Raw genomic sequence first — 6,821 nt, 5'->3', positions numbered from 1 at the left:
CAAATCATGCAAGATGGTACGTTAGATATTATCGAGCCAAATCTTGCAGACGGCACAATCACAACCAACACCATTGACGTGATGCCAAATCAGAGTGCTGATGGCGCGACGATCACTCAGTTCACCTATGACGGTCAACTAAGAACGCTTGATCAAAATGACACTGGCGAGCAGCAATTCAGCTTCACGGAAGGTGAACTGTTTATCACCCTTGAAGGTGAAGTGCGCTTTGAGCCGAACCGCGACCTAGACCACACGGTGAGTGAAGATATCGTGAAGTCGATTGTCGTGACCTCAAGTGATTTTGATAACGATCCGGTGACTTCAACCGTTACGCTGACGATCACTGATGGTGATAACCCTACGATTGACGTTATTCCAAGTGTTACGCTTTCTGAAACTAACCTGAGCGATGGCTCTGCTCCGAGTGGCAGCGCGGTAAGCTCCACTCAAACCATCACGTTTACCAATCAAAGTGATGATGTGGTTCGTTTCCGTATTGAGCCAACGGAGTTCAACACTAACGACGATCTTAAATCGAACGGTTTAGCCGTTGAGTTACGTGAAGATCCGGCAGGGTCGGGTGACTACATTGGTTTTACGACCAGTGCCACAAACGTAGAAACTACAGTATTCACATTAAGCTTTAATTCTGGGTCATTAGGTGAATACACGTTCACGCTCATCGAAGCGTTGGATCATCAAGATGCCCGAGGCAACAACGATCTCAGCTTTGATTTACCTGTTTACGCGGTAGACAGTGATGGCGATGATTCACTGATGTCTCCGTTAAACGTCACCATCGGCGATGATGTTCAAATCATGCAAGACGGTACGCTCAATATTACTGAGCCGACGGTCGCTGATTTAGCAGCAGGCACACCGACGACGGCGATTTTCGATGTGATGCCAAATCAAAGTGCTGATGGCGCAACGGTGACGCAATTCACTTATGATGGCCAACTTCGAACGCTTGACCAAAATGATAATGGCGAGCAACAGTTTAGCTTCACCGAAGGCGAGTTGTTTATCACGCTTGAAGGTGATGTGCGCTTTGAGCCTAATCGTAATTTAGACCACATACTCAGCGAAGACATCGTGAAATCAATCGTGGTGACATCTAGCGATTCCGATAACGATGTGTTGACCTCAACCGTCACTTTGACCATTACCGATGGTGATATCCCAACTATTGATAATGTGCCAACAGTAAGCTTGTCAGAAACAAGTCTGAGTGACGGCTCTGCGCCAAGTGGCAGCGCGGTTAGTTCAACTCAAACCATTACCTTTACTAATCAAAGTGATGATGTAACAAGTTTCCGCATTGAACCGACTGATTTCAATGTTGGTGGCGCTCTCACATCAAACGGCCTGGCAGTCGAACTGAAAGCTGACCCAACCACACCGGGCGGCTACATCGGTTATGTTACGGATGGCTCGAACGTAGAAACCAACGTCTTCACGATTAGCTTCTCGGATACCAAGTTAGGTCAATACACTTTCACTTTACTTGAAGCATTAGACCATGCGGATGGCCTTGCAAATAACGATCTGAGCATTGATCTGCCAGTCTACGCCGTCGACAGTGATGGCGATGATTCATTGGTTTCTCAATTGAGTGTAACCATCGGTGATGATGTCCAAATCATGCAGGATAGTACGTTAGATATCACGGAGCCAAATCTTGCAGACGGCACAATCACAACCAATACTATCGATGTGATGCCAGAGCAAAGTGCTGATGGTGCGACGATCACTCAATTTACGTATGACGGTCAAGTTCGAAGATTGGATCAAACTGACAATGGTGAGCAGCAATTTAGCTTCGCAGAAGGTGAGTTGTTTATCACTCTTGAAGGTGATGTGCGTTTTGAACCAAACCGCAATCTAGACCACACGGTTAGCGAAGACATTGTGAAGTCGATTGTGGTGACATCCAGTGATGGCGATGTGGATGTTGAAACGGCAACGGTTGTACTGACCATTACTGATGGCGATATTCCAACCATCGAGTCCGTACCAAGCGTGACGCTATCAGAAACACAACTTTCTGATGGCTCGACACCAAGCGGCAGTGCGGTGAGTCAAACTGAGACTATCTCGTTTACTCACCAAAGTGACGATGTTGAGAAGTTCCGAATCGAACCGACCGAGTTCAATGTAGGTGGTGCGTTAACGTCGAACAACATTGCGGTTGAGCTTAAAGAAGACCCTGCAGACTCTGGCGTTTATGTCGGCTTTATTGATGATGCTGGAACGGACGTTCCTGTCTTCAGCTTAAGCTTCTCCGGTACTACGTTAGGCGAATACACCTTCACACTACTTGAAGCGCTAGACCATGCCTATGGTCTCGACAATAACGAGCTGACCTTCGACTTACCAGTCTATGCGGTGGACTCAGATGGCGATGATTCATTGATGTCTCCGCTGTCGGTGACCATTGGTGATGACGTCCAAATCATGGCGAACGGCACGCTGGATATCACCGAGCCGAATTTAGCTGACGGTACGGTGACGACCAACACCATTGATGTAATGACAGCGCAAAGTGCCGATGGCGCAGTGATTACCCAGTTCACCTATGACGGTGGCACGGCTCAAACTTTAGACCCAACAATTACAGGTGAGCAGAAATTTACGTTCACTGAGGGTGACGTGTTCGTCACCATCGAAGGTAACGTGCGCTTTGAGCCAAACCGTGATTTAGACCACGAAGATGGCGATATCGTTAAATCTCTCGTCTTCACGTCAAGCGATGGCGATATCGATGTTGAAACGGCCACTGTCACACTGACGATTATTGATGGTGATATCCCAACCATTGAGTCGGTGCCAAGCATCGCGCTTGCTGAAGCAGATTTAGCGGATGGCTCGTTACCAATCATGGGTGCATTGAGTCAAACAGAAACCATCTCGTTCACTCATCAAAGTGACAATGTAGAGAAGTTCCGCCTAGAGCCTAGTGAGTTTAATAGTGATGACTCATTGAAATCCGATGGTCTTCCAATTGATTTGAAAGAGGACCCTGCAGGATCAGGTAACTACGTCGGTTTTACAACTAGTGCCTCGAATGTAGAAACTCCGATTTTTACATTAAGCTTTAGCGCTGCGACTCTGGGGCAATATACTTTTACGCTGTTGGAGAATATCGACCATGAGGATGGTCGTGGCAATAACGACTTCACGTTCGAACTACCAGTTTACGCGGTTGATACCGACGGTGATGACTCTTTAATGTCACCTCTGCCAGTCACCATTACTGATGATGTTCAAGTGATGGCTAGTGGCGATCTGACGATTGAAGAGCCTACCGTAGCTGACTTGTCCGCTAGTACGCCAACGACATCCGTTTTCGATGTATTGACTTCACCAAGCGCCGATGGCGCTAGTGTGACTCAATTTACCTATGACGGCACCGCTTATTCTCTAGATCCGAATGATGCGATCGAGCAAGAGTTTACCTTCACCGAAGGCTCACTGTTTATCACGACTCAGGGGGAAGTACGCTTTGAGCCTAATCGAGATTTAGACCACTCGGCTGGCGATATCGTTAAAAATATCGTTGTGACGTCAAGCGATGGCGATGATGACGTTCTTACCTCGACAGTGACGCTGACCATTACTGATGGTGATGTTCCGACTATTGACGTGATTCCGCCTGTATCACTGTCGGAATCCAGTCTTGATGATGGCTCTGCGCCAAGCAACTCTCCAGTCAGTGAAACGAAAGATATTCAATTCACGGAACAAAGTGATGATGTTGACCACTTCAGAATTGCGACTGATGAATTTAATCTGTTAGGTACTCTCACTTCGAATGGTTTGGAAGTCGAACTTCGCGAGTTCCCGGCTGATTCAGGGGAATACACGGGCTTTACGACTAACGCACTAAATCAAGAAGTTGAAGTCTTTATCATCAATTTTGATGACGTTGTGTTGGGGCGTTACACCTTTACGCTACTTGAAGCGCTTGACCACGAGGACGGACTCGACAATAACACCTTGAGCTTTGATCTGCCTGTTTATGCGGTAGACAGCGACGGTGATGACTCAGTGATGTCGCCATTAACAGTGACCATCGAAGATGATGTTCAAGGCATGAGTAATGGCATTCTGAATATCGAAGAGCCGACCGTCGCGGATCTGGCCGCAGGGGTGGTGACCACAACTACGATTGATGTGATGCCAGAGCGGAGTGCTGATGGCGCGACCATAACTGAGTTCACTTATGATGGTGGGACTCCGCTGACGCTTGACCAAAACGATACTGGCGAGCAAGAGTTTATCTTCACTGAAGGCTCGTTGTTTATCACTCTTGAAGGTGATGTGCGTTTTGAGCCAAACCGCAATCTAGACCACACGGTTAGCGAAGACATTGTGAAGTCGATTGTGGTGACATCCAGCGATGGCGATGTAGATATTGAAACGGCTACGGTTGTACTGACCATTACTGATGGCGACATTCCAACCATCGAGTCCGTACCAAGCGTGACGCTTTCTGAAACACAACTTTCTGATGGCTCGACACCAAGCGGCAGTGCGGTGAGTCAAACTGAGGCTATCTCGTTTACTCACCAAAGTGATGATGTTGAGAAGTTCCGAATCGAACCGACGGAGTTCAATGTCGGCGGAGCGTTAACGTCGAACAACATTGCGGTTGAGCTTAAAGAAGACCCCGCAGACTCAGGCATCTATGTCGGCTTCATTGATGACGCTGGTACTGAAGTACCAGTCTTTACCTTGAGCTTCTCAAGCACCACGTTAGGCGAGTACATCTTCACTTTACTTGAAGCGCTAGACCATGCCGATGGTCTCGACAATAACGAGCTGACCTTCGACTTACCAGTTTATGCAGTGGATTCAGATGGCGATGATTCATTAATGTCTCCGTTGTCGGTGACCATTGGTGATGACGTCCAAATCATGGCGAAAGGTACGCTGGATATTACCGAGCCGAATTTAACTGACGGTACGGTGACGACCAATACGATTGATGTAATGACGGCGCAAAGTGCCGATGGCGCAGTGATTACTCAGTTCACCTATGACGGTGGTACGGCTCAAACTCTAGATCCAACAATCACAGGTGAGCAGAAATTTACGTTCACTGAGGGTGACGTGTTCGTCACCATTGAAGGTAACGTGCGCTTTGAGCCGAACCGTGATTTAGACCACGAGAGTGGCGATATCGTTAAATCACTGGTGTTTACTTCGAGTGATGGTGATGTGGATGTTGAAACGGCCACTGTCACACTGACGATTATTGATGGTGATATCCCAACCATTGAATCGGTGCCAAGCATCGTGCTTGCTGAAGCAGATTTAGCGGATGGCTCGTCACCAATCATGGGTGCAGTGAGTCAAACAGAAACCATCTCGTTCACTCATCAAAGTGACAATGTAGAGAAATTCCGTTTAGAACCAAGTGAGTTTAATACTAACAACGCGCTCAAGTCAGACGGCTTGATCATTGAGATTCGAGAAGAACCAACAGGCTCTGGCAATTATATTGGCTTCACGACCGATATTTCGAATGTCGAAACCACGGTGTTTACTCTCGATTTCAGCAGTTCCACTTTGGGTGAATACACCTTCACTCTTCTGGAAGCGATTGACCACACACCAATTCAAGGCAATAACGACCTAACATTTAACTTGCCAGTTTACGCGGTTGATACCGATGGTGATGACTCGTTAATGTCACCGCTATCGGTGACGATTACTGATGATGTTCAAGTGATGGCAAGTGGTGATCTGACGATTGAAGAGCCTACCGTTGCTGACTTGGCTGCAGGCACGCCAACGACATCCGTTTTCGATGTATTAACATCCGCGAGTGCCGATGGCGCGAGCGTGACTCAATTTACCTATGACGGCACCGCTTACTCTCTAGACCCGAATGATGCGACCGAGCAAGAGTTTACCTTCACCGAAGGCTCACTGTTTATTACGACTCAAGGGGAAGTGCGCTTTGAGCCAAACCGAGATTTAGACCATTCGGTTGGCGATATCGTTAAAAATATCGTTGTGACGTCAAACGATGGTGATGACGACGTTCTTACCTCAACAGTGACACTTACGATTAAGGACGGTGATGTTCCAACCATTGATGTCATTCCGCCAATTTCACTATCTGAAAAGAATCTAGCCGATGGCTCTGATCCATCGAACTCTGCGGTCAGTGACACCAAAGTCATTCAGTTTACTCATGAGAGTGACGATGTTGAGTCTTTCCGTATCGAGCCAACAGAGTTCAATACTCTAGGTACGTTAACGTCAAACAACTTGGCGGTTCAGCTAAAAGAAGATCCTAACAGTGCTGGCGATTACATCGGTTTTGTTAAAGACGCGTCGGATGTTGAAACCAACGTCTTTACCATTAGTTTCTCGGATACAAATCTAGGTCAATACACCTTCACTTTACTTGAAGCATTAGACCATGCGGATGGCCTTGCAAATAACGATCTGAGCTTTGATCTGCCAGTCTACGCCGTCGACAGTGATGGCGATGATTCATTGGTTTCTCAGCTTAACGTAACCATCGGTGATGATGTCCAAATCATGCAGGATGGTACCTTAGATATCACTGAGCCAAATCTTACAGATGGCACAATCACAACGAATACTATCGATGTGATGCCAGAGCAAAGTGCCGATGGCGCGACGATCACTCAGTTTACTTATGACGGGCAAGTTCGAACTCTGGATCAAACGGACAATGGTGAGCAGCAATTTAGCTTCACGGAAGGCGAGTTGTTCATCACTCTTGAAGGTGAAGTACGCTTCGAACCAAACCGAAATCTAGACCACACAGCTAGCGA

At 47.2% G+C, this 6,821-nt stretch carries 1 pseudogene; it reads left to right on the top strand.

The window, feature by feature from the left end:
* A pseudogene (locus tag NX845_RS23230) lies at nucleotides 1-6,821 on the top strand (hypothetical protein); the annotation flags it as partial.

Source organism: Vibrio sp. NC2 (assembly GCF_025195005.1).
GTDB lineage: Bacteria > Pseudomonadota > Gammaproteobacteria > Enterobacterales > Vibrionaceae > Vibrio > Vibrio splendidus.
Note: the sequence above shows the minus strand (reverse complement) of the source record. Positions and strands in the feature narration are given on the sequence as shown.